Here is a 23,003-nt window from a genome sequence, read left to right on the forward strand (position 1 = left end):
ACTCAATCCGGATCACGCGTAAAAGTCATGTAGTGCGGTGTGCGGCCTTCGCGCAGTGCCTTTTGCTCGTAGCGGGTCGAAATCCAGTCGTCCCATGCCACGCGCCAGTCTTCGGGGCCTTGCGCGGTCCAAGTAAATCCGTGGCGCGGCACCTCTTGCATGGTTTGGCGCACATAATCGGGAATGTCCGTAGCCACACGAAACGTCGCCCCCGGTTTCAAAACACGGGCCAAGGGCTGCAAATGTTCTTCGGTGACAAAGCGACGGCGATGGTGGCGTGATTTGGGCCAAGGGTCAGGATACAGCAAAAACGCACGATCAATTGAAGCGTCCGGCAAAACATCAAACATATCACGCACATCACCGGGGTAGACTGCGACACCATCTGTGCCAGCGCGGCGAATTTTCCCCAACAGCATCGCAACACCGTTGATGTACGGCTCACAGCCGATGATACCCACATCAGGGTTTTGTGCGGCTTGATGCACCATGTGCTCACCACCACCAAATCCGATTTCCAGCCAAACGGGTTTTCCGTCAAAGCGGGTTTGCAGGTCAAGCGGCGTGCGATCCGGGTTCACATCCCAGTCCACAAGACCGGGCGACAACGCGGAAAGGTCTTCATCCAGATAGCCACGCTGGCTGTTCTTAAGATGTTTGCCTTTAAGGCGGCCATAGAAATTGCGATGCGGGCGTTCAGGATGTGTCATGGCGCGGGGTGTAGCGGTGCAATCTGTTTGACGCAAGATGCCCATAGAGTTGTAGATCACCCCGCCAGACAAAACACTTCATACGTTTTGGCAGTCTGGCGCACCGTGTCGCCGTAGGTGTCGGGATCAAGACCATGCTTTACCATCGACGACAATATCACCTGTCTGGCATGATCCCCGATGTTCAGCAGATTGCGACGGGTGGGATAAAAGCTGTCGCTCAGCAAACCGTCCGAGAAAACGACAGAATGCTGCGGCAGCACAAAGTGATAATAGCTCATGATACTTCCGCTGGAACCCAAGCTTATGCCAGGCCGCCCCAACAGCGCTGCGGCCGGGATCAACACATCTTCGGTGCCATACAACAACTGCGCTTGTGCCCCCGCCAAAACGACGCGGTGGTTTTGCGACAAGACAATGGTGTCTTTGTTGCCCCAGGCCCCCGGCGCAAATTGCACAGCGCGGCTGGCACCTTTGGTCAGAACGGTGGTTTGTGTCGCACATAGCACCGGCTGTTGACCAAAATCGCGGGTCATAACCATGCCCCCCGATGACATATCGGCCCCTGTGCCGCCATGTATCTCATTGTTATCCGCATCGCCATCAATCGTATCGTTGCCCTGGCCCGCATTGATAATGTCTGCACCCTCCCCGCCATGGACAACGCCGGCCCCATCACTTGCGTCAAGACCATTATTGCCAGCCTGACCGTAAATCTCATCGTCGCCGCTGCCACTTTGAACCGTGTCGTTGCCTTTGCCTGCGTAAACTGTATCGTTGTCATCACCTGAAAAGACATGTCATCGCCAGCACCTGCTTCAACACGGTCGCCGTTGCCTGATACCCCGCCGCCATGCGTGTTCTCCATCAATTCCAATGCGGGCGCAGCCGTAGCCCCGTTTGGATTACGCACATTTTTTCTCAGTCGTTAAACAACCAATTTGACAAGATTTTGGAACACCGTCGCGCCGTAACGTCCCTTGCGCCAGCTCTGGTAATGCCCGCGTCAAAGGTTAAGCTGACACCATCACAACAGGAGCAACCCAATGTCAGATATGGTCCACGTGATCGCCGTCATCACCACAAACCCCGGTCAACGCGCCACGGTTCTTGAGATGTTCAACGCCAACGTCCCTGCTGTTTTGGCGGAAGACGGGTGCATTGAATACGGCGCGACCGTTGATGTGCCAAACGCAGGCCCCTTCCAGACGCCCTACGGTGAAGACACATTTGTGGTGGTCGAAAAATGGGCATCCATGGCAGCCCTTGGCGCACATGCCGCAGCCCCGCACATGCAGGCTTATGGCGCACAAACCAAAGACATGTTGGCGGATCGCAAAATCCATATCATGCAAAACGCCTGAAGCCTGTGTATCATGACAACCGCAAATATCGTGTCGTTGCTGCGCTGTCTGTTCAACAAGGTCCTTTGGGCGGCTTTCGCTTTTACATATCCTTTGGTGTCTCAGGTTCAGGCGCAAACTGTGCCTGATCCGGCTATGGTGGCGCGGACCGTCGCAACCTTAGAGAAGACGCTGGATGCACGCGTTGGTGTTTATCTGTTCGACAGCGGCACAGGGTGGCAGTGGGGACACCGCGAAACCGAACGTTTCTTGATGGCCAGCACCTTCAAGCCCTTGTTGTGTGGCGCAATTTTGGCACAAGCCGATGCAGGGGCACTCAGCCTTGAAGATCGTATTGACGTCCGCGAACAAGACATGGTGCCCTATGCACCCGTTACCGAAACACATGTCGGCCACTCAATGTCCATCCATGATCTGTGTTTCGCGACGCTTGATCTAAGTGACAACACTGCGGCCAACCTGCTCACCAACCGTTTGGGCGGGCCGCAAAACGTGACGGCGTTTTTGCAAACTATCGGGGATGACGTCACGCGACTTGATCGGCTGGAACCCGACGTGAACACCTTTGTGCCAAACGATCCCCGCGACACCACATCCCCAATCGCTATGACGCGCAGCTGGGCGACTTTGCTTTTGGGGGATGCTCTGCAGCCAAAAAGCGCCATGCAATTGGCTGCATGGTTAAGTCATGGCGGCGTTACGGGGCAATTCATCCGTGCGCATGCACCGCAAGGCTGGCAGGTTTTAGATAAATCTGGCGGCGGTCGCCACCACACACGCAACCTTATGGCGATGGTCACGCCACCCGGAGAACCACCGGTGCTTGTCGCGATTTTCGTGTCTGACACACCCGCTGACTGGGACACGCGTAATGCAGCTGTCAGTACATTGGGCGCGGCCGTAATCGAGATACTTTTGGCCCGTTAAACACGTGGCAGTCACCCGCAAAAACGGGGCCCAAAGGCCCCGTTTTCATTCTAGATGAGAAGCTGACGATCAGAGGGCCGCTTTGAGCGCCTCGACCAGATCGACTTTTTCCCATGAAAAGCCACCATCAGCCTCAGGTGCGCGCCCAAAGTGACCGTAAGCTGCCGTGCGGGCGTAGATCGGCTTGTTCATGCCCAGATGCGAACGAATGCCGCGCGGGGTCAGGTCCATGACGCTGTCGATGGCCGCCTCAATCACAGCCGGAGGAACTTCGCCGGTGCCGAATGTGTCGCAATAAATCGACAACGGCTTGGACACACCAATGGCATAGCTCAGCTGGATGGTGCATTTGTCAGCCATGCCAGCCGCAACCACGTTTTTGGCCAGATAGCGCGCCACATACGCCGCCGAACGGTCCACTTTGGTTGGATCTTTGCCCGAAAACGCGCCGCCGCCGTGTGGGGCCGCACCGCCGTAGGTGTCCACGATGATCTTGCGGCCCGTCAGGCCCGCATCACCGTCCGGTCCGCCAATAACGAACTTGCCTGTTGGATTAACGTGCCATGCCGTGTCCGCAGAGACCCAGCCTTCAGGCAGAACTTCCAAAATGTAGGGTTCTACAACCGCGCGCACATCCGCGCTGGTCATGTTTTCGTCCAGGTGCTGCGTGGACAACACGATGGATGACACGCCCACAGGCTTGCCATTCTCGTAGCGTACAGACAGTTGCGATTTAGCATCTGGGCCAAGCGTGGGTTCGGTGCCGTCTTTGCGCACTTCGGCCAAGCGGCGCAGGATCGCGTGGGAATATTGGATCGGCGCTGGCATCAACGCATCGGTTTCATTTGTGGCATAGCCAAACATGATACCTTGGTCGCCTGCGCCCTCATCTTTGTCACCAGACGCATCCACACCTTGGGCGATATGCGCGGATTGTTCGTGCAACAGGTTCGTGACCTCGACAGTTTTCCAGTGGAACTTGTCCTGCTCATACCCGATGTCTTTGATGCAATCGCGTGCGATCTGATCAATGCGGCCCATGTAGTCTTTCAGCTTGTCTTGGTCAGACAGGCCCACTTCGCCCCCGATGACAACGCGGTTGGTTGTGGCAAAGGTTTCAGCGGCAACACGCGCTTCTGGCTCTTCGGCCAAGAAGGCGTCCAAAACTGCATCAGAAATGCGGTCACAGACCTTATCAGGGTGCCCCTCAGAGACGGATTCCGAGGTGAAAGTATAGTTTTGACGGGACATGAAGTGCTCCAAATATAAAATAAGCGCCACGTCAGGAAGCCGTTGTGGCGCGTTTCATCTGCGGTACTTGGCCAAAGCGTCCGCGTCAACGTCTAGATAGGGTGGCCTTTCGTCTTTTCAAACCTGCTGTGAGTACAAGCAACACCAACAACGTCAAAGTAACCGGCAAATCGCCTGTGCGGCTGTACAGGGTCGGCGGCAATGGCACGGGCAGACGCGCATCCACAAAACCCGCCTGGTTCAAAGGCAATGATGCCAAAACCTGGCCCTTTGGCCCGATCATGGCCGAAATGCCAGTGTTGGCAGCACGCGCCATTGGCAGGCCTTGTTCGATGCTGCGCATCCGTGCTTGCGCCAGATGTTGAAGCGGTCCTTTGCCCGCGCCAAACCATGCGTCGTTTGTAACTTGCACCAAGAAGTCGGGCCGCGACGGCGCACCTGACACGTCATGGGCAAAAACGGCCTCGTAACAGATCAAGGGCAATGCTTTGCCAAGCTCCCCCAAATCCAGAACCTGAGGCCCCGGCCCCGCGCCGAACCCCGATCCGAAATTTTCGGCCAAACCACGCAGCCCCAAACGTTCCATCAGGGGGGCCAAAGGCAAGTATTCACCGAAGGGCACCAGATGATGTTTGTCATATGTATGCGATACAATTCCGCCGGTTTGCACAACCACCAGACTGTTGAAGTACTTGCCGTCCTCGTAGCGCTGCAAACCTGTCACAACGGGGGCGCCGCGTGCGCGTTCCGCTGCAGCGGCAAATACAGGGCCTGCGTGTCGGGCAAGATAAGGCAAGGCCGTTTCGGGCCAGATCACCAGATCCGGGGCATCGCCCGCAGCCGTGGCGTCAAGCAGACGGTTGGTGAAGACCGGAAATTTGTCTGCGTCCCATTTTTCGTGCTGCGGTGCATTTGGTTGAACAAGGCGCACCGTATGATCTGTCAATGCGATGTCCGTGTTCGGCACAGGTGCTATCAATACGCCAAACGATGCCGCCAAAAGACCCCAACGCACCCAATGGCCGACACAGACAATGCCCCACGCGGCAAAACACCCCCCCAGCATCAGCCCATGGGGGCCAACCCATGCCAGCGCTTGTCCCGCCACCACATCAACAGTGGCCTGTGGCGGCATGGCCCAAGGAAATCCGGTAAAAATATAAGCGCGGCTGATTTCGGCCAAAGGCCAAGTCAGCACCAAGGCCCATGATGACCCAAATGCACGCGCCACGCCAAATGCGAACCCCCAAAAAAGGGCCAGCCCCGCGCCGAGAAGCACAAGAGCAAACGGCGCCATCCAGCCGTGTCGCCCTGCGTCCACCATGAAAGGTTCGGTGATCCAAGTCAGACACAGAAGGAAATATCCCGTGCCAAACAACCAGCCTGTGCGGGCGGCGTGCCAGTGATTTTTGGTGCCCGCATGTAAAAAGAACCCCGCACACAGGCACACCAACAATGTCCCCGGGATATTGTAAGGTTCCTGCGCCAACCCGCCAACGGCGCCACACAACAGAGCCACACACATCTGTAGGGTTCGAGGCAGCCGCGCGATCTTAGCGCGAAAGCTTTGGATCACGCGCTTTGACCGCTCAGTCGGACCCGCAGCCGCTTGATGCGGCGTGGGTCGGCGTCAATGACTTCGAATTCGGGGCCTTCGGGATGAATAACAACCTCACCTCGTGTTGGCACACGCCCTGCAAGCATAAAGACCAGCCCGCCCAGCGTCCCTATTTCTTCTTCATCCACGTCTTCGTGGTCGGTCAGCGACCGGCCGATTTCGGCCTCAAAGTCTTTCAACGGCGTTTTTGCCAACGCCAGATAGCAACCGGTTTTTTCAAGGCTCCAGAACTGGCCTTCATCCACGTCGTGTTCGTCTTCGATTTCCCCCACAACCTGTTCGATCAGATCTTCGATCGTCAAAAGCCCGTCAACACCACCGTATTCGTCAATCACCAAAGCCATATGGCGACGTTCCGCCTGCATTTTTGTCAACAATACCCCGATGGTCATGGAAGGCGGCACAAACAACAGCGGGCGCAGCATGGCCTGCATATCAAAACCCTTGCCGCCGCCGTTAAACCCATGGTTCAGCGCCAGATCCTTGAGGTGCGCAAACCCCAAAGGCGTATCCAGCGTCCCATCGTAAACAGGCAACCGTGTCATGCCACTGTCTTTGAACACCGCAACCAGTTCGTCCAGCGACGCCGTGACCGCAATTGCCGTTATGTCAGCTTTGGGAATGGCCACGTCTTCCACACGCATACGGCGCAAGTTCATCATGCCGTGGTCTTCGCGTCCCATTGCTGGCGCTTGTTCCGGTGCTATGGTTTCACCGACATCCGTCGGGCTAAGCGCCCCGATGACGCGCGAAAAGAAACCGCCCGGTTTCTCACCTTGTGAGGCAGGGGCCAATTCGTCCGAAGTCGTCGCAGTGTCCTGCGCGTTGTGCATCGCATTGTTTGTCATGCCTGTGTCTGGCTGCGCGCGTTGCGCCGCGTCAGACGATCCGTCAGTTGTGTCGCCCATTGGGTCCTTTGGTGGCTTAAGGCAGATTACCCTGCCGGTGGTAGGCAATATGGGTCATCCAACCCCAGTTTGCCAAGTATCTCGACCTCAGTTCGTTCCATCAACGTGGCATCAAGGTCACGGATATGGTCGTACCCCAGAAGATGTAACATTCCATGAACCAGCAAATGCGTCACATGATCGGACATTGGTTTGCCCGCCAGAGCGGCTTCAGATGCGCAGGTATCATAGCTGATCGCAATATCGCCCAATTCAAGCGTGCCGTCAAAATCCGGCGTCGGCGCAAGGGGCGCCCCCCCCGCAATCTCGGTCCCCAGTTCGGCGTAGGGCCAACTGAGTACATTTGTCGCTGTCGGTTTTTCACGAAATGCGCTGTTCAGTTCAGCAATCCGGCTGTCATTGCATGCCAAAAGCGAAATTTCGCCCATGGACAATCCCAAATGCCCCAGAGTTTCATGCGCTGCCTTATGTGCCAAGCTGTCCAAAGACAGCGCATCCCAGCGTGTGTCTTCAACCGTGATGTCGAGCGTTATAGACATGGTGTGTTACCCGGGGGCCAGCCCCCGGACCCCCGGGATATTTTGAGCGAAAAGAAAATCAGGCGTCGTCGGCCTCAGTCGTCAGCCTCATAAGCTTCGATGATCGCGGCCACAAGCGGGTGCCGCACCACGTCCTTAGATGTGAAATAGTTGAAGCTGATGTTCGGGATCGTTTTCAGCAACCGTTCCGCATCTGACAGCCCAGATGGTACACCACGCGGCAAATCGATCTGTGTGCGGTCACCCGTGATCACCATACGCGACCCTTCGCCAAGTCGTGTCAGGAACATTTTCATCTGCATTGATGTGGCGTTTTGGGCTTCGTCCAGCACCACAAAGGCATTGGCCAGTGTTCGCCCCCGCATGAAGGCCAAAGGTGCGATTTCGATCTTTTTGTCTTCGATCAGTTTCGCCAACTGCTTGCCCGGTAAAAAGTCGTTCAATGCATCGTAGAGCGGCTGCATGTAGGGGTCGACTTTGTCTTTCATGTCCCCAGGCAAATACCCAAGCTTTTCGCCAGCCTCTACAGCGGGACGTGACAGGATGATTTTGTCCACATGTCCGCCGATGAACATGTTTACGCCCACAGCCACCGCCAGATAGGTTTTGCCTGTACCAGCCGGCCCGATCCCGAATGCCAGTTCGTTATCAAACAGCGACTGCACATAGGCTTTTTGCGCCTCGGTGCGTGGCTCAACTGTCTTTTTGCGGGTTTTGATTTCAATCGATGCGCCCACCGGCATTTCAAGCTGGTCACCGGACCGCACGCCTGTACCGGCCTCGGAGGTGCCCATGCGCAACTCGCGGTCCACATCGGCAGGTTCTACGTCTTTGCCCGCTTCAAGACGGCGGTACAGCCCGTTCAGCACTTCGGCGGCGCGTAATTGATTGGGATCTTCGCCCATAATCGCCAATTCGTTCCCACGGCGAATGATTTGCACCTCAAGTGCTGCTTCCACAGCCGCAAGATGCGCATCATACGCTCCGCATAGGTCGATCAACAGGCGGTTGTCGGCGTATTCAAGCAAAATAGGGCGCGCCACAGTCGTGGCGGATGTTGTCGTATCGCTGGTCGGCAAATCAAGGTCCTCTCAAGAGACGTGTCAGCCATGGAAATAGGATGAACCGTTATCAGGTCCATAAAACGCAAAAAGGGCCGGAGTGTACAACACCCCAGCCCGATTTTTTGGATATCGGCACGCTTAGAGCGTATCGCTGATCGTTTGGTTGCCTTTGTAGGGGCCGGTTGCCGTGTTAGGCGGCGCAATGCCGGAACATACAGGCTTGCCAAATTGGTCAAGACGCTGGGACAGGTAACCTTCGATGCCATCGTCGATAATCCAGTGGTCACAGCCATTCGGATCAACCCAAACACCTGCCACAAGCTGGCTCAGGTCTTTCTTTTTAAAGCCGTAATCGATGGTCTTGTTGGTATTTACTTTACCACCGCCGCCTTCACCACATGCGGAAATAAGGCCGCAACACCCCAGCACCAGAGCTGTTTTAAGAAATGTCATGTCAGCTCTCCCTTAGCGGATACAAATGATTTCGACGCGACGGTTTTTCGCCATCCCGCCAGCTGTTTTATTGGATGCAGCGGGCAAACGTTCGCCGTAACCACGAACATCCGCGATACGTGCACCGGCAGATTTCGCCACACCGGCCACAGCAGAGGCGCGGTTGAAGGACAAGCGCATGTTGTATTGGTCAGAGGCGCGGCTGTCTGTGTGACCTACGATGATATAGCTGACAGCATCGGCAGACTGGAAGAACTGGGCCAAACGCGCTTTGCCATCCGCAGAGATGCGTGCGCTGTTCGTTTTGAAGAACTGGTCGGAGTTCATAACGCCACACACGTTGCCTCGGCGGCAAACCGGAATACCCTGACGGTTTGTGTGCGGTGACATGTAGCCTTCGTAGCCGTCGTCCATAACCCAATGTTCGCATCCATCGGGATCAACCCAGATGGTTGGCACATACCGTTCGTTCGTTTTGCCATTGTTGCGCTCAAAAATGCCTTGAGCAGACGCGCTATCGACAACAGCCGTCAGGCCAACAGCAATTGTTGCTGTTGCGGCTAGACACCTGCGCACTGCTTTGGAAATCGAATATCCCACAGCCCTGTTCCTTTTATTATTCCCCCCACAAAAGCCTCGCATCTGTCCCAGTTGGTCATTGGCTTTCGACGATAAGGGCCACAATATGAAAAAACGACTGACGTGTGAAGTCACTTTAACCATATATTGTGGTTTAATTGGCGGCAGTTACCACAATAACCCGCTGATTTAACACAATTGCATGCTGATCGGGCAAAATATTACCTTACAGGATCAATTCACCCGCCAGAGAATTGGTCCCAGCCGAGACGATTCTTACCGGGCGCACCTCTCCGATTGCAGCAGAGCAATCCTTGACGTGCACCGCATGCAAATGATCGGATTTGCCCACCATTTGGCCGTCCATGCGGCCCGGCTTTTCAAAAAGAACACCAACGGTGCGCCCGACCATCGCGTCCTGAATAGCGCGTTGGTGATGCGTGATCAGCCCTTGCAAGCGTTGCAACCGGTCATCAGCGGCCGCCGCATCGACAAGCGGCCTTTCGGCTGCGGGTGTGCCCGGACGGGTCGAGTATTTGAAGGAATAAGCATAGCCGTATTTGACCTCTTCAACCAAATCCATGGTCGCTTGGAAATCTTCCTCTGTTTCCTCGGGAAAGCCTACGATGAAATCGCCAGACATGACGATATCGGGACGGGCCTCGCGGATGCGTTCGATCAGTCGTAAATAGCTTTCGGCTGTGTGGCTGCGGTTCATGCGCTTCAAGATGCGGTCACTGCCCGATTGCACCGGCAAATGCAGATACGGCATCAGCTTGGCACAGGTGCCGTGTGCCTCGATCAGGTCATCGGTCATGTCGTTGGGATGCGATGTGGTGAAACGGATACGTTCCAGCCCGTCCACTTTGTCCAAGTCCCAAATCAGCTTTGCCAAAGTATAATCCGACCCACCTGGTCCGGCACCATGGTAGGCGTTGACGTTTTGACCCAAAAGCGTAATTTCGCGTACCCCGCGTTCCACCAGATCGCGGGCTTCGGTCAGGATGCGGTCCACGGGCCGGCTGACTTCTGCACCGCGCGTATAGGGCACGACACAAAACGCGCAGAACTTGTCGCAGCCCTCTTGCACCGTCAGAAACGCCGACGGGGCGCGTTTTGCTTTTGGGCGTGCCTTGAGGTGTTCGAACTTATCCTCTTCGGGGAAATCGGTATCCAGCGCTTTTTGGCCCTTTTGGGTCTGCGCCTCCATTTCCGGCAAACGGTGGTAAGACTGCGGGCCCACCACCAAATCAACAAGCGGCTGACGGCGCATAATCTCGCCGCCCTCGGCCTGGGCCACACAGCCCGCAACGCCAATTTTCAAATCCGGCTTCACGTCTTTGAATTTGCGCAAACGCCCCAGATCGGAATAGACTTTTTCGACGGCCTTTTCACGAATGTGACAGGTGTTCAAAAGGATCATATCGGCATCCTCCTGACGGTCCGTTTCAACATAACCCTGCCCGCCCAATGCTTCGGACATGCGTTCGCTGTCATAGACATTCATCTGGCAGCCATAGGTTTTAATGAATAGCTTTTTGGGGCCGGTCATTTTGGAGCTGGTCATGGGGCAATCCGGTCATGTGGGAGTGGGCGCAATTGCGGCACGACTTATCAGGCGCGTGTGACGCTTGCAATGCACGGCAAATTAACCGATTCTAGGCGATAAGAAGAAAAGCAGGCAGGCAATGCAGTACGAAAGTTTAGACACATTCATCAAAGACGGGGCAGAGATTTTGGCCAAAGGGCCTATTTCTATCGTTTTGGTTGAGGATGAGGTGGAAGTCGCCACAACACTGCGCCACAACCAGCAAGCCGGATTTGTGAACATAATCGCCGTGATGCCGCCTGAATTCGACCTTCCGCGCGATTTGCAAAACACCGTGCACCGCATAGATCATGCCTTATCCAGCTCTGAAGCGGCCACCGAAGCGATGAACCGCTTGATTGCGGCGGCAACACCGGGCGTCTGGATTTACTACTGCTTTAACGCCGAATATCTGTTCCATCCGTTCTGCGAGACCCGCAGCATCGGGGAAATGTTGGCGTTTCACACAGAAGAACGCCGCGATGCGATGCTCACATATGTGTTGGATTTATATGCCGACGATCTGGACAGGCACCCCGATGCGGTGTCGCTGGATGCCGCACATCTGGACCGTTCCGGATACTATGCGTTGGCCCGTGCCGATATCGAAAACCATGGCCACCCAAAAGATCGCCAGTTGGATTTCTTCGGGGGATTGCGCTGGCGTTACGAAGAACACATCCCGCCCGCACGTCGCAAGATTGACCGGATTTCTCTTTTCCGCACCAAACCGGGATTGCAGCTGCTTGAAGATCACACGTTCTCGGACGAAGAATACAACACCTACGCCTGCCCTTGGCACCACAACATCACCGCAGCGGTTTGTTCGTTCCGCACTGCCAAAGCGCTAAAGCGCAATCCGGGCAGCCGTTTTGATATCCACACCTTCAAATGGCACAACTCTGCCCCATTCGAATGGCATTCGCGGCAATTGCTGGATTTGGGACTGATGGAACCGGGGCAATGGTTTTGACACATCCAAAGATGTCTTGACTTAGAGTTGCTTCAACCCGGTAACACGCCATCAGGGGTTTGAAGGAACACAGCATATGAAGATTTCGGAAGCAGCCCGCGCCAGCGGTTTATCGACCCACACGATCAGATACTACGAGGCGTCGGGCATGTTGCCGGGTGTTTTGCGCGGCACGGACGGGCATCGCCGGTTTTCACCGGAAAACGTAGATTGGCTGACACTGCTTGCATCGCTGCGCGACACTGGCATGCCACTAAAAACCATGCGCCACTTTGCAGGGCTGTACCGCAAGGGCGACGCGACGGTGCAAGACCGCAAAGACATTCTGTCCGCCCATGATACCTATCTTCAGGATCAACAGATCAAACTGGCCGCGTGCCGCGCCTTGCTGGCACATAAGCTGGAACGCTACGACGATATATTGGGGGCAACATCATGAACATTCTTGTCATTGGTGCAGCAGGTGACATCGGACAGGCAGCTTGCGCCGCATTACAAGCCAATCACACGCTGATCCGGGCCGGGCGTTCGGGCGGTGACGTTCACGTCGATATATCGGACCGCGCGTCTGTGGATGCGATGTATGCGCGTGTGGCAAACACCTTCGGAACATTGGGCGCTGTGGTCTGCACGGCAGGTGACGCACATTTTGCCCCGCTTGCCGATCAAACCAGCGACACGATGGTGCTGGGACTGCACCAAAAGGTCATGGGGCAAATCAATCTGGTACTGGGGGGATTGGAACATCTGGTTGATGGCGGTTCTTTCACCCTAACCAGCGGCATTTTGGACCGCGATCCGATTGTCCAAGGGGTTGGGGCCGCAACGGCCAATGGTGCCCTTGCCGGTTTTGTCAAAAGTGCCGCTATTGAAATGCCACGCGGGCTGCGCATCAACGTGGTCAGTCCCGGGATGCTGGATGTATCGGCGGCACGCTACGGGGCTTGGTTTGCGGGGCACACGCCCGTGGCCTCAGTCCGGGTCGGACGTGCCTTTGTCAAAAGCGTGGAAGGTGCACAAACAGGCCAGGTGATCACAGTGGATTAAGCCTGCTTGCAGGTCGTGCAAATCCCGTCAGGCCAAAGCACGCGCAAATGCGATCTCGGGCTGTAAAGGCGATGCCGCAAACAGCGAGATATTCGCATCATTCCACATGCCGTTCTGAAAAAGATAAGTGTTTTGACCGACGGCATTTTTGTAAGTCATCGACTGCAATGCGCCGCCAATCGCGTAATTTACGTGCAAATGCGGGGTCAAAGCCCACGGCTCACCCACACCCGCTGCAAAAAACAAGTCGGCTGGAAATCCGGAATAATGTTCCCGCCAACCACGGGCTGTAAAGGATGCTGGTGTGACTGTGGGCATAGTCTGTCTCCTGAAAAAGGGCGCGTCTGAAAAGCGGCGCGAAAGCTAAAATACTTAGCGAAAACACCCAAAAATGTCGGGGTGTCGACTGCATACAGCTTGTCAGCCTTCGCCCAAGCGATCAAGTGCTATGCACGCAATACGCGTAGGCGGTGCTGCCCGTGGGGGCTGCATCGGGCCGTCAATTGCCCTTCAACATCGGAAACCAATCTTCACGCAACCGTTGGCCGGCCACCATGTCATGGCCCGGAAAGGGCGGTGACGTGGGCCCCGGCCGCTCTACGTAACGTGCATCATCGCCAATAAGGCGCAACGAAAACGCACGTCGGCGCGACAGGGACGTGTTGCCACGCGCACCATGCAATGTCCGGTAATGAAACGCCACGGCGTCGCCTGGCTGCATCGCATATTCGACGATGCGCATGCCTTCTGCTTCGGGGTCAGGTGCAGGGATATAGGGGGCCGGATCAAAGAAAGGGTCGCCTTTTGCCCAGCGCGTCGGCAACACATCTTTGTCCCAAAGATGTGACCCTGCAACACACCGCAAAGACGCATCCGTTACCTCGTCCAGAGGCGACCAAAAGCTAACGGTCTGCTGACCTTGCACAAAGTAATATGGTCCATCCGAATGCCACGGCGTCGCCATGGACGTACCGGGTTCCTTGACCAGAACATGATCATGAAACAATTGCACAGTCTTTGACCCCATCAAGTCCGCGGCAACATCCGCCGCCCCCGACGTCCGAATGACCTGTTCGAATTCCTCGATGCGCTGCCAATTACAGTAATCATCAAAAAACCGCCCCGTTTCCCCTTTGCGATCGTTGTTGGAGGCATAGGGACCAGGGCGTTCCATGTTGCGTGCAACCCCGTCCCGCAATGTATCCACATGGTCCGCAAACAAACCCGGAATCAAAACCACGCCGTCCGCTTGATAGGTGGCAATCATTTCAGGGGTGGCCATGATGGCGCTGGATTGTGCAGGCATTGCGGCATCTTCTCTTGGGAATGTCATTTAAGCGGGACAATAGCGTGATTCGACAGGTCCGGCACAGTCTGCAATCATGTACACTGGTGGAAATCCTTACCTTGAAGCAAGGTGCGTCACAGGCCAATACACCGGTGTCGCGCAGTTGTTGGCGCGGGCGTACTCAGGTAACGAGTAACTCTACACCTAACCTACGATTGCGGTTAATTCCCCCTGGTCTGACGGGGTACGCATGGGAGCAGTCCAGAGCTTTCGAAAGATCTTTAGGGTGAGGGCCGCGTTACTTGCGACGCAAACGGATGACCACATCCACGGATGCAATTTCGGCACCCGCAGGGACGTCTGGCAATTGCGAGATAACCAGTTGATCCGACGGTGCATCGGTCAAAACCGCTTCGTCTTCCCAATAGAAGTGGGGGTGATCATGTGTGTTGGTGTCAAAATAGCTTTTTGAACCATCCACAGTCACCTCTTGCATCAATCCCACGTCGCAGAACGCGCTGAGAGTATTGTACACAGTCGCCAAGGATACAGGATGGCCTTTGGATTTGGCCGCTTCAAACAGGCTTTCCGCCGTGACGTGACGATTCTGGCCGTCACCCACAAGCAACGCCGCCAAAGCCACACGCTGACGTGTGGGGCGTAGTCCGGCTGAAGCCAACCAGTCAGAGCCAACCTGTTGATGCGACATTTCAATTCACCTTTCCAAGTGCGTTATTTGCATATGTAGAACTGTTGCGACTGATTTTCAATTCAAAACCCCCGCACTGTGACGAACATGCACTAAGGCGCGACACGGCAAAGCCACACTACGACAACGTCACGTATCCTATGCATCCTGCAACGGGCGCGCCCTTGCAGTGCGCCAAGCGCAAATGCTAGAGGGAATTAACGAAACTTCGATCAGGAGACGCGCCAAAATGGCCGAATACCCCAGCAGCTTTGACAAGGACGACCTACTGAAATGTGCGCGCGGCGAGTTGTTTGGTCCGGGCAATGCGCAATTGCCCATGCCTCCTATGCTTATGATGGATCGGATCACCGATATCTCTGAAGATGGTGGGGAACACGGAAAGGGCCACGTGCTGGCCGAATTCGATATCACACCCGATCTGTGGTTCTTCGACTGCCACTTCCCTGGCAACCCGATTATGCCCGGTTGCTTGGGCCTTGATGGTCTGTGGCAATTGACCGGTTTCAATTTGGGCTGGCGCGGATGGCAGGGCCGCGGTTACGCGCTAGGCGTGGGCGAAGTGAAGCTCACCGGCATGGTGCGCCCCGAACGCAAAATGTTGACCTATAAAATTGATTTCAAAAAAGCGATCCAGACGCGCCGCCTGACGATGGGTGTGGCAGACGGTATCGTCGAAGCTGATGGCGAAGTGATCTATCAGGTGACAGACATGAAGGTCGCGCTCAGCGAAAGCTAATTGCGCACAGCACCCAGCAACACTTTAAAAAGCCCCCGCCGATACCTCGGCGGGGGCTTTTTGATGAAAACTGTCTTGGACATCAAACCGGTGTTACGAATTTAGCTCGTACCCACGCTGCCCATGCACCGCTGTGTCCAAGCCTTCCAATTCAGTCGCTTCATCGACGCGGATGCCCGTCACACCCTTGCAAAAGAACACAACGACCAGCGTCATAGCGATGGTGTATACGCCGACGATGGCGATGCCACCCAATTGAACACCCCAAGACGCGGCGCCTACAGCCGCCATCATCAAGGATCCAAATATCCCCCCTGCCCCATGCACGGCAAAGACATCCAGTGAATCGTCGACATTCAGCTTGTCGCGCAAGAAGTACACTGTTTCCTGACACAAGATACCGGCGACAAACCCAATCATCAAAGCATATCCCGGCCCGACATATCCGGATGCAGGTGTGATCGCGGCCAGTCCCGAAATGGTGCCTGTGACCATTCCCACCAGCGTGAATTTCCCGAACTTCCACGTCTCCCAGAACATCCATGTCAGCGACGCCGCAGCAGCAGACATCACGGTCACTGTCATCGCCATGGCCGCACTTGAATCGGCAGCCAAACGTGATCCACCGTTGAAACCAAGCCAACCCATCCAAAGCATCGCAGCCCCGATCATCACCATTCCGGGGTTGTGTGGTCCGCGCGTGCGATCAAGGCGTGGGCCAATGATGATGGCAATGATCAAAGCCGCAATCCCGGCTGTTTCGTGCACCACCAGTCCGCCTGCAAAGTCCCGGACACCAACCGCGCCAAAGATGCCACCGTCCGACAAAAAGCCGCCGCCCCAGACCCAATGGGCCACAGGCGCGTAAACCAGAATCATCCAAAGGCCGGAAAACATGATCACAAAACCGAATTTCACCCGTTCCGCATAAGCCCCGATGATCAAAGCCGGTGTGATCATGGCAAACATCATCTGGAACGCAAAGAACAGGATTTCCGGCAGCGTGCCAACTTCACTGTCCAGTGTCACACCAGACAAAAGGGCTTTGCCAACACCACCCCACACGGCATTTGCATCGCCATAAGCGATTGAATACCCAATGAGATACCACAAAATCGCCACAACACAGGCCACGGCATAGCATTGCATAAAGACACTGATCACATTGCGTGACCGCACCATGCCGCCATAAAACAGTGCCAGTCCCAGCAATGACATGAAGAACACCAGCACCGTCGCGACCAGTACCCAAGCTGTATCCGCTTGTTCCATTGAACCCCCCAGTTCCATTTTAATACCTTTAATTGGCCGGACCCTATCCCTGCGCTGGCTGCATGAAAAGAGATATTGCGCTACGGCTGGTCTGAAACACATCATATAGGGGATGGACCCTCAGTTTTTGGAGGGGGGCTTACCCATGACTGCGCCCCACATCTGTCTTTCCCAGTTCAAGGACCGTTTTTCGTGCATATTTGACGCAACGCACGACACCTCTTTTCGGCTGTGCCGCCCATTTATACGCCAACCCGTGTTCCCGCCTTGGTTTATCAGCTTGCGCCTTTTGCCCGCCCCGTCCTATGAAGGGCCGTCCTATAAGTCTGGAAGCCACGTAAAGGAGACTGCTCATGCGCCGTGTTGTTGTGACAGGATTGGGCATTGTTTCATCGATTGGAAACAATGCGACAGAAGTCCTCGCCTCTTTGAAAGCCGGAACCAGTGGGATTGAAGCCGCACCCTCTATGACAGAGCATGGTTTCCGGAGCCAAATTGCAGGCACACTCAAGATAGATGTTACCGAACATGTCGACAAACGCACGTTGCGGTTCATGGGCGCGGGTGCCGCATATGCCCATATCGCCATGGGGCAAGCCATCGCGGATGCGGGTCTGACCGAAGATCAGGTTGTCAATGAACGCACCGGGCTTGTTGCCGGATCTGGCGGACCATCCACATCTGCAATGCTGACGGCACACAACGTGGTTGAAAAGACCGGTGCCACAAAACGTATCGGGCCGTTCGCTGTGCCAAAATGCATGTCGTCCACAATTTCGGCGAACCTGTCGACGGCCTATAAGATCAAAGGCATCAACTATTCCATCACGTCGGCCTGTTCCACATCGCTGCATTGCATCGGCAACGCGGCAGAACAGATCATGATGGGCAAACAGGACGTGATGTTTGCCGGCGGCGGGGAAGAACTGGATTGGACATTGTCCTGCCTGTTCGACGCGATGGGCGCAATGAGCAGCAAATACAATGACACACCAACCGAAGCCTCACGCGCGTTTGACGCAGACCGCGACGGGTTTGTGATTTCAGGCGGCGGCGGCATGGTTGTGTTGGAAGACCTTGACCACGCCTTGGCGCGGGGCGCCAAAATTTATGCGGAAGTTACAGGTTACGCCGCGACGTCCGATGGCCACGATATGGTGGCCCCTTCGGGCGAAGGCGGCGAACGCGCGATGCGCCTTGCGCTGCAAACCCTGCCAGAGGGCCGCAAAGTGGGCTATATCAACGCGCATGGCACATCAACGCCCGTGGGCGACGTCGGTGAAATCGAAGCGGTACGGCGTGTCTTCGGGCAAGGCAGCACACCACCGGTGTCCTCGACCAAATCAATGACCGGTCACGCCCAAGGGGCCGCTGGTGCGTTGGAAGCCATCTTTAGCCTGTTGATGTTGGACAATGACTTTATTGCAGGCTCCATCAACGTCAAAACGCTCGATCCCGCGCTGGACGCGTCCGAGATTGCAACTGAAACCGTCCTGAACGCGGGCCTTGATTCTGTGATGACGAACTCTTTCGGGTTCGGCGGCACGAACGGGTCCATGATCTTGTCGAAATATCACGGGTAAGAGAACACAACATGTCGAACCAACTTGCAGGAAAACGCGGCCTGATTATGGGCGTCGCCAATGACCGGTCCATCGCTTGGGGCATTGCAAAAGCTATGGCCGAAGCGGGTGCGGAACTGGCGTTCACATATCAGGGCGAAGCGTTTGGCAAACGGCTTGAACCGTTGGCAGCCTCGGTTGGATCTGACTTTATGGTTGATGTCGATGTGACAGACGACGCATCGCTGGATGCGGCTTTTGATGCTTTGGGCGCACGTTGGCCAACGATCGACTTTGTTGTGCACGCCATCGCGTTTTCAGACAAATCAGAGCTTACGGGCCGGTTTTTGAACACCAGCCGCGCGAATTTCAAACATTCGATGGATATTTCGGCCTATTCCTTCATCGAAGTGGCCCGCCGCGCCCATCCTTTGATGATCGACAACGGCGGCACGCTGATGACGCTGACGTATCTGGGGTCAAACCGCGTTGTGCCAAACTACAACGTCATGGGTGTGGCCAAAGCCGCCCTTGAAAGTGCCACACGTTACTTGGCCAATGATCTTGGACCAGAGGGCATTCGCGTCAACGCCATTTCCCCCGGCCCGATGAAAACACTGGCTGGTGCGGCGATTGGCGGTGCGCGCAAGACGTACAAACACACGGACCAGAACGCCCCCATGCGCGGCAACGCAACCCTTGAGGCGGTGGGTGGCACGGCTGTCTATCTCGCGTCTGATGCAGGGGCCTGCACGACGGGCGAAATCATTCGCGTGGATGGCGGGTTTCACGTGCTTGGCATGCCACAGCAAGAGCACCTTTGAGCCATTCGACGCAACGGGCCAATTGTCCGCCCTGCCATTAACCTTGTCAAAAAGTTGTCATGATCCCTTCATGCTCAGGCCCAAAAGCCGGTGCAAAGTTTCTGCATGTTTGGTTCTGATGATTATAAAAACAAAGTTTTGGCCCGCCGCGCCGCGCGTGCCAGACGGTCGCGTTGGCTGTCAAAAGTTACGCTTTTTGCATTGGGCTTAGGGGCTACGTTGTTCATACGTACGCAACCTGAGGCGACGGCACAAATTATGGCGTGGGTGCAACAAAGTTCGATGCAGTCCACCCGCCACGCCGACCTGCGCGTCCCAAAAGTGCGCACGATGCCATTGGACCAGGTGACGGTGAACCGCGGAGGTGTCCGCAACACTCAAACCCCGTCACAAGGTGCAACGGCACAAGGGCAAGCCGACGCGCTTGGCCGCGCTTTGAAGCAGATGAAGGTGGGTGGGTGAAGCCGTGCCAAGGCACAGCTTACACTTGATCCAAGCCATTCCTGACGCAAACAGCGCCCAGACGCGTTAGTTAACGCTGACGATTTCAATATCGAAGGTCAAATCCTTGCCCGCCAAAGGATGATTGGCGTCCAACGTCACGGTCGCCTCGTCCATCGCGACCACGGTCACTGGCATCGGTTGACCGTTTGGCGTTTGCATATGCAGCTGCAGACCCAGTTCCAGCGGAATATCATCAGGAATACCTTCGCGCGGTACGGCCTGCTGCATTTCGGGGTTGATTGGCCCATACGCTTTTTCGACCGGTATTTGCACCTTTTTGGTGTCGCCAATGTCCATACCGGGCAACGCTTCGTCCAAGCCCGGGATGATCTGGCCTGACCCTACAGCAAATTCCAGCGGGTCACGCCCTTCGGAGCTGTCGAACACAGATCCATCCAACAATGTGCCTGTATAGTGAATGCGCACTGTGTCGCCGTCTTTGATTGCTGCCATGGTTCCCGTGTCCCCGTTTCTTTCCGCCCACCGTCTGCGATGCCGCTGGTCATTGCGCACAGTTTGCCTGTTCGCGCAGGCGGGGTAAACCCCACCTTACCCCTTTTCGCCAGCCTCGCCCCATGCAACTGTGTTCGCAAACAGGAGCATAACGATGGCAATCACAACATGCGTCTTTGACGCCTACGGCACCCTTTTCGATGTGGCAGCCGCAGCCCGCCAAGCCGCAATCGAACCGGATTTTTCGCAAATCAAAGACAGTTGGCCGCAGCTGGCAGACCATTGGCGCCAGAAGCAATTGCAATACACATGGTTGCGCGCGATTTCTAATGCCCACACCGATTTCTGGGAGGTCACCCAAGACGGTTTGGACTGGGCTTTGGAAAAGATGGGCGTCGCCGATGACCCTGCTTTGCGCACGCGTTTGCTGAACCTCTATTGGGAATTGCAGGCTTATCCAGAGGTTCCTGCCATGTTAACCGCCCTGAAGGCCGGCGGCATGAACACCGCCATTTTGTCCAACGGGTCGCCCAAAATGCTGGAGGGCGCGGTGCAATCGGCAGGTATCGGAAACGTCTTGGACATTTGTTTGTCTGTTGAAAGCGTCGGCATTTTCAAGCCTGATACGCGGGTGTACGACCTTGTTGGGGCGCATTTCGGCTGCGCAAAAGACGAGGTTTTATTCGTGTCTTCAAACGGTTGGGACGCGGCTGGTGCAGCGGGGTACGGCTTTACCACCGCGTGGGTCAACCGCGCAGGCGAACCTATGGACCGGCTGCCATGGACACCGCAACACGTACTGCCTGACCTGATTACAATTCCAAAGCTGAGCGGTCTGTAGATGGCACAGTTCACCACCTCCGATGGCCTGTCGTTGCATTACACGGATGAAGGCACAGGCCTGCCGCTGCTGTGTTTGGCGGGGCTGACCCGCACCGGCGCCGACTTTGACTATGTCGCACCGCACTTGAAGTCTGTGCGCCTGATCCGGATGGACTATCGTGGGCGCGGCCAGTCTGACTGGGACCCGAACTGGCAGAACTATGTTTTGCCGGTGGAATGCCGCGATGTGATCGAATTGCTGGATCATCTGGGCTTGGACGCTGTGGCGATACTGGGCACCTCCCGCGGGGGATTGAACGCCATGGGATTGGCCGCAACTGCACCCGATCGGTTGCTGGGTGTGGCGTTAAATGACGTAGGCCCCGAACTGGACCCCGACGGCCTAAGTGGCATCATGGACTATTTGGGCCGCAACCCGGTCGGCGCCACATTTGACAGCATCGCCAAAGCTTTGCCCCATGTTCTCAAAGGCTTTGAGAATGTGCCAGAAAGCCGCTGGCAAGAGGAAGCCCACAAGCACTACGTCATGCGCGACGGCCAACTGCACATCACCTACGATCCCAAACTGCGGGACGCGGTGGAGGCTGGCGGCGACATTCCCGATCTTTGGCCTTTCTTTGATGCATTGGCAGGCAAACCGCTGTTGTGCCTGCGCGGCAGCGGCTCGGACCTGTTAAGTGCACAGACCTTTGACAAGATGCAGACCCGCAATCCTGAGATGATGGCACACACTGTGCCCGGACGTGGCCATATCCCGTTTCTGGACGAACCCGAAAGCGTCACTGCATTGCACGCATGGCTGGAGACTTTACAATGAACATCGAGATGATCCGCGCCGCGGCCAAACGTCTAGAAGGCAAGGCGCGACGCACCCCGCTGCTGAATTCCCCGTTTCTGGACGACATTGCGGGCCGTCGCGTTTGGGTGAAACCCGAATGCCTGCAACATACTGGCAGCTTCAAGTTTCGCGGCGGATGGTCAGCTATTTCCGCGCTTGACCCGGATGTGCGCAAACGCGGTGTCATCGCGTTTTCCAGCGGCAACCACGCCCAAGGCGTGGCTTTGGCCGCCCGCGAACATGGCATTTCATCCGTTATTGTGATGCCTGCGGATGCCCCTGCCCTCAAGATCGAAAACACCAAAGCGCTGGGGGCGGACGTGGTCTTGTTTGACCGCGCCACTGAGGAGCGCGACGAGATCGGGGCGCGCCTGTCCAAAGAACGCGGCCTGACATTGATCAAACCCTTTGATGAGCCGCAAGTCATTGCTGGCCAAGGCACTTGCGGCCTAGAGATCGCTGCCCAAGCCGCGCAAGTTGGTGTGGAACAGGCAGACGTTATCGTGTGTTGCGGCGGCGGGGGCCTGACCAGCGGCATCGCTTTGGCGCTGGAGGCAGACGCGCCACAAATGCGTGTCCGCCCTGCCGAACCCGAAGGATTTGACGACGTTACACGATCGCTGAACACAGGTGCCATTCAGCGCAACACCGCAATGTCCGGCAACATATGCGACGCCATCATCACGCCACAACCGGGCGACATCACCTTTCCGATCATGCAGCGTTTGTGCGGTCCCGGCCTTGTCATCAGCGAAGACGAAGCGCGTCATGCGATGGCTTTGGCCTTTTCCCGTTTGAAGGTTGTGGCGGAACCCGGGGGGGCAGCCGCCCTTGCTGCGGCCCTCTTTCGCACTGACCAAATTGAAGGCGATGACGTGATCGTCACCATCTCGGGCGGCAACGTCGATGCCGCTATGTTCCAATCTGCCCTTACCAAGTTCGGATCTTGA

At 56.0% G+C, this 23,003-nt stretch carries 28 protein-coding genes and 1 riboswitch; of the genes, 13 read left to right on the forward strand and 15 right to left on the reverse strand.

All coding sequences use genetic code 11. The annotated features are described in order from the left end of the window. Positions 1 to 2: 2 nt before the first annotated feature. The gene (locus ABJL60_RS11540) at positions 3 to 710 is read right to left on the reverse strand and encodes a tRNA (guanine(46)-N(7))-methyltransferase TrmB (protein WP_348375595.1); all 708 of its coding nucleotides are present in this window, start codon (positions 708 to 710) and stop codon (positions 3 to 5) included. Positions 711 to 766: 56 nt separating this feature from the next. After that, the gene (locus ABJL60_RS11545; protein WP_348375504.1) at positions 767 to 1,267 is read right to left on the reverse strand and encodes a Hint domain-containing protein; all 501 of its coding nucleotides are present in this window, start codon (positions 1,265 to 1,267) and stop codon (positions 767 to 769) included. Between the two features lie 18 nt (positions 1,268 to 1,285). Here ABJL60_RS11545 and ABJL60_RS11550 point away from each other — a divergent pair, with 18 nt between their 5' ends. The 3 genes from ABJL60_RS11550 (at position 1,286) to bla (ending at position 3,001) form a co-directional block, all read left to right on the forward strand. Beyond that, positions 1,286 to 1,501: a hypothetical protein gene (locus ABJL60_RS11550; RefSeq protein WP_348375506.1), complete on the forward strand. Its 216-nt coding sequence runs from the start codon at positions 1,286 to 1,288 to the stop codon at positions 1,499 to 1,501. Positions 1,502 to 1,756: 255 nt separating this feature from the next. After that, positions 1,757 to 2,074 carry a putative quinol monooxygenase gene (locus ABJL60_RS11555; protein WP_348290506.1) on the forward strand — a complete coding sequence of 106 codons (318 nt, stop codon included), beginning with the start codon at positions 1,757 to 1,759 and terminating at the stop codon, positions 2,072 to 2,074. Between the two features lie 12 nt (positions 2,075 to 2,086). Next, positions 2,087 to 3,001 carry a class A beta-lactamase gene (gene bla, locus ABJL60_RS11560; RefSeq protein ID WP_348375508.1) on the forward strand — a complete coding sequence of 305 codons (915 nt, stop codon included), beginning with the start codon at positions 2,087 to 2,089 and terminating at the stop codon, positions 2,999 to 3,001. A gap of 69 nt (positions 3,002 to 3,070) precedes the next feature. Here the strand turns inward: bla and metK are convergent, their stop codons facing one another. The 8 genes from metK to miaB all read right to left on the reverse strand — a co-directional run bounded on the left by metK (position 3,071) and on the right by miaB (position 10,965). Beyond that, positions 3,071 to 4,252: a methionine adenosyltransferase gene (metK, locus tag ABJL60_RS11565; RefSeq protein WP_348375510.1), complete on the reverse strand. Its 1,182-nt coding sequence runs from the start codon at positions 4,250 to 4,252 to the stop codon at positions 3,071 to 3,073. A 4-nt stretch (positions 4,253 to 4,256) separates the two neighbouring features. Next, positions 4,257 to 4,306, reverse strand: a riboswitch (SAM-SAH riboswitch). A gap of 31 nt (positions 4,307 to 4,337) precedes the next feature. After that, entirely contained in the window at positions 4,338 to 5,777 is a 1,440-nt protein-coding gene (lnt, locus tag ABJL60_RS11570; RefSeq protein WP_348375511.1) for an apolipoprotein N-acyltransferase, read from the reverse strand. A 47-nt stretch (positions 5,778 to 5,824) separates the two neighbouring features. Continuing rightward, positions 5,825 to 6,778 carry a hemolysin family protein gene (locus ABJL60_RS11575; protein ID WP_348375513.1) on the reverse strand — a complete coding sequence of 318 codons (954 nt, stop codon included), beginning with the start codon at positions 6,776 to 6,778 and terminating at the stop codon, positions 5,825 to 5,827. Between the two features lie 26 nt (positions 6,779 to 6,804). Beyond that, the gene (ybeY, locus tag ABJL60_RS11580) at positions 6,805 to 7,317 is read right to left on the reverse strand and encodes an rRNA maturation RNase YbeY (protein WP_348375515.1); all 513 of its coding nucleotides are present in this window, start codon (positions 7,315 to 7,317) and stop codon (positions 6,805 to 6,807) included. 74 nt (positions 7,318 to 7,391) lie between these two features. Then, positions 7,392 to 8,396, reverse strand: coding sequence for a PhoH family protein (locus tag ABJL60_RS11585; RefSeq protein ID WP_348290518.1), 1,005 nt, complete (start codon positions 8,394 to 8,396; stop codon positions 7,392 to 7,394). Between the two features lie 123 nt (positions 8,397 to 8,519). After that, positions 8,520 to 8,834 (reverse strand): hypothetical protein, encoded by a 315-nt coding sequence (locus tag ABJL60_RS11590; RefSeq protein WP_348290523.1) that lies wholly within the window; start codon positions 8,832 to 8,834, stop codon positions 8,520 to 8,522. A gap of 12 nt (positions 8,835 to 8,846) precedes the next feature. Continuing rightward, complete coding sequence (locus ABJL60_RS11595) at positions 8,847 to 9,434, reverse strand: OmpA family protein (RefSeq protein WP_348290524.1); 588 nt, start codon at positions 9,432 to 9,434, stop codon at positions 8,847 to 8,849. Between the two features lie 205 nt (positions 9,435 to 9,639). Beyond that, on the reverse strand, positions 9,640 to 10,965 hold the full coding sequence (gene miaB, locus ABJL60_RS11600; RefSeq protein ID WP_348290541.1) for a tRNA (N6-isopentenyl adenosine(37)-C2)-methylthiotransferase MiaB: 1,326 nt from the start codon (positions 10,963 to 10,965) through the stop codon (positions 9,640 to 9,642). Between the two features lie 136 nt (positions 10,966 to 11,101). On the opposite strand from miaB, the gene ABJL60_RS11605 reads away from it, so the two are divergent. The 3 genes from ABJL60_RS11605 to ABJL60_RS11615 all read left to right on the forward strand — a co-directional run bounded on the left by ABJL60_RS11605 (position 11,102) and on the right by ABJL60_RS11615 (position 13,021). Further along, positions 11,102 to 11,974, forward strand: coding sequence for a hypothetical protein (locus ABJL60_RS11605; protein WP_348375517.1), 873 nt, complete (start codon positions 11,102 to 11,104; stop codon positions 11,972 to 11,974). Positions 11,975 to 12,050: 76 nt separating this feature from the next. Beyond that, positions 12,051 to 12,413 carry a MerR family transcriptional regulator gene (locus ABJL60_RS11610; RefSeq protein WP_348375519.1) on the forward strand — a complete coding sequence of 121 codons (363 nt, stop codon included), beginning with the start codon at positions 12,051 to 12,053 and terminating at the stop codon, positions 12,411 to 12,413. After that, a complete protein-coding gene (locus ABJL60_RS11615; protein ID WP_348375521.1) occupies positions 12,410 to 13,021 on the forward strand; it encodes a short chain dehydrogenase in 612 nt (203 codons plus the stop codon). The genes ABJL60_RS11610 and ABJL60_RS11615 overlap by 4 nt, the downstream gene beginning before the upstream one ends. 27 nt (positions 13,022 to 13,048) lie before the next feature. On the opposite strand, the gene ABJL60_RS11620 is transcribed toward ABJL60_RS11615, so the two are convergent. The 3 genes from ABJL60_RS11620 to irr all read right to left on the reverse strand — a co-directional run bounded on the left by ABJL60_RS11620 (position 13,049) and on the right by irr (position 15,018). Beyond that, the gene (locus ABJL60_RS11620; RefSeq protein ID WP_348375523.1) at positions 13,049 to 13,339 is read right to left on the reverse strand and encodes a hypothetical protein; all 291 of its coding nucleotides are present in this window, start codon (positions 13,337 to 13,339) and stop codon (positions 13,049 to 13,051) included. Positions 13,340 to 13,520: 181 nt separating this feature from the next. After that, positions 13,521 to 14,303 (reverse strand): phytanoyl-CoA dioxygenase family protein, encoded by a 783-nt coding sequence (locus ABJL60_RS11625; protein WP_348290543.1) that lies wholly within the window; start codon positions 14,301 to 14,303, stop codon positions 13,521 to 13,523. Between the two features lie 304 nt (positions 14,304 to 14,607). After that, positions 14,608 to 15,018 (reverse strand): Fur family transcriptional regulator Irr, encoded by a 411-nt coding sequence (gene irr / locus ABJL60_RS11630; protein ID WP_348290533.1) that lies wholly within the window; start codon positions 15,016 to 15,018, stop codon positions 14,608 to 14,610. Between the two features lie 229 nt (positions 15,019 to 15,247). Here irr and fabA point away from each other — a divergent pair, with 229 nt between their 5' ends. Further along, the gene (gene fabA, locus ABJL60_RS11635; protein ID WP_348290535.1) at positions 15,248 to 15,757 is read left to right on the forward strand and encodes a bifunctional 3-hydroxydecanoyl-ACP dehydratase/trans-2-decenoyl-ACP isomerase; all 510 of its coding nucleotides are present in this window, start codon (positions 15,248 to 15,250) and stop codon (positions 15,755 to 15,757) included. Between the two features lie 93 nt (positions 15,758 to 15,850). On the opposite strand, the gene ABJL60_RS11640 is transcribed toward fabA, so the two are convergent. Beyond that, entirely contained in the window at positions 15,851 to 17,029 is a 1,179-nt protein-coding gene (locus tag ABJL60_RS11640; RefSeq protein ID WP_348375597.1) for an ammonium transporter, read from the reverse strand. Between the two features lie 353 nt (positions 17,030 to 17,382). On the opposite strand from ABJL60_RS11640, the gene fabB reads away from it, so the two are divergent. From fabB to ABJL60_RS11655, 3 genes are all read left to right on the forward strand, one after another. After that, positions 17,383 to 18,612 carry a beta-ketoacyl-ACP synthase I gene (gene fabB / locus ABJL60_RS11645; protein ID WP_348291614.1) on the forward strand — a complete coding sequence of 410 codons (1,230 nt, stop codon included), beginning with the start codon at positions 17,383 to 17,385 and terminating at the stop codon, positions 18,610 to 18,612. An 11-nt stretch (positions 18,613 to 18,623) separates the two neighbouring features. Then, on the forward strand, positions 18,624 to 19,415 hold the full coding sequence (locus tag ABJL60_RS11650) for an enoyl-ACP reductase (RefSeq protein ID WP_108827688.1): 792 nt from the start codon (positions 18,624 to 18,626) through the stop codon (positions 19,413 to 19,415). 105 nt (positions 19,416 to 19,520) lie between these two features. Beyond that, positions 19,521 to 19,877, forward strand: a complete 357-nt coding sequence (locus ABJL60_RS11655) for a hypothetical protein (protein WP_348375525.1) — start codon at positions 19,521 to 19,523, stop codon at positions 19,875 to 19,877. Positions 19,878 to 19,943: 66 nt separating this feature from the next. On the opposite strand, the gene ABJL60_RS11660 is transcribed toward ABJL60_RS11655, so the two are convergent. Continuing rightward, entirely contained in the window at positions 19,944 to 20,372 is a 429-nt protein-coding gene (locus ABJL60_RS11660) for a peptidylprolyl isomerase (protein WP_108827686.1), read from the reverse strand. Between the two features lie 154 nt (positions 20,373 to 20,526). Between ABJL60_RS11660 and ABJL60_RS11665 the strand changes: the two genes are divergently transcribed. Genes ABJL60_RS11665 through ABJL60_RS11675 form a run of 3 tightly spaced genes read left to right on the forward strand, consistent with a single transcriptional unit; the run spans position 20,527 to position 23,003 of the window. Then, positions 20,527 to 21,213, forward strand: coding sequence for a haloacid dehalogenase type II (locus ABJL60_RS11665; RefSeq protein ID WP_348375527.1), 687 nt, complete (start codon positions 20,527 to 20,529; stop codon positions 21,211 to 21,213). After that, positions 21,214 to 22,032, forward strand: coding sequence for an alpha/beta hydrolase (locus ABJL60_RS11670; protein ID WP_348375529.1), 819 nt, complete (start codon positions 21,214 to 21,216; stop codon positions 22,030 to 22,032). Beyond that, entirely contained in the window at positions 22,029 to 23,003 is a 975-nt protein-coding gene (locus tag ABJL60_RS11675) for a threonine/serine dehydratase (protein ID WP_348375599.1), read from the forward strand. The genes ABJL60_RS11670 and ABJL60_RS11675 overlap by 4 nt, the downstream gene beginning before the upstream one ends.

Source organism: Ascidiaceihabitans sp. (genome assembly GCF_039986515.1).
Classification (GTDB): Bacteria; Pseudomonadota; Alphaproteobacteria; order Rhodobacterales; family Rhodobacteraceae; genus Ascidiaceihabitans.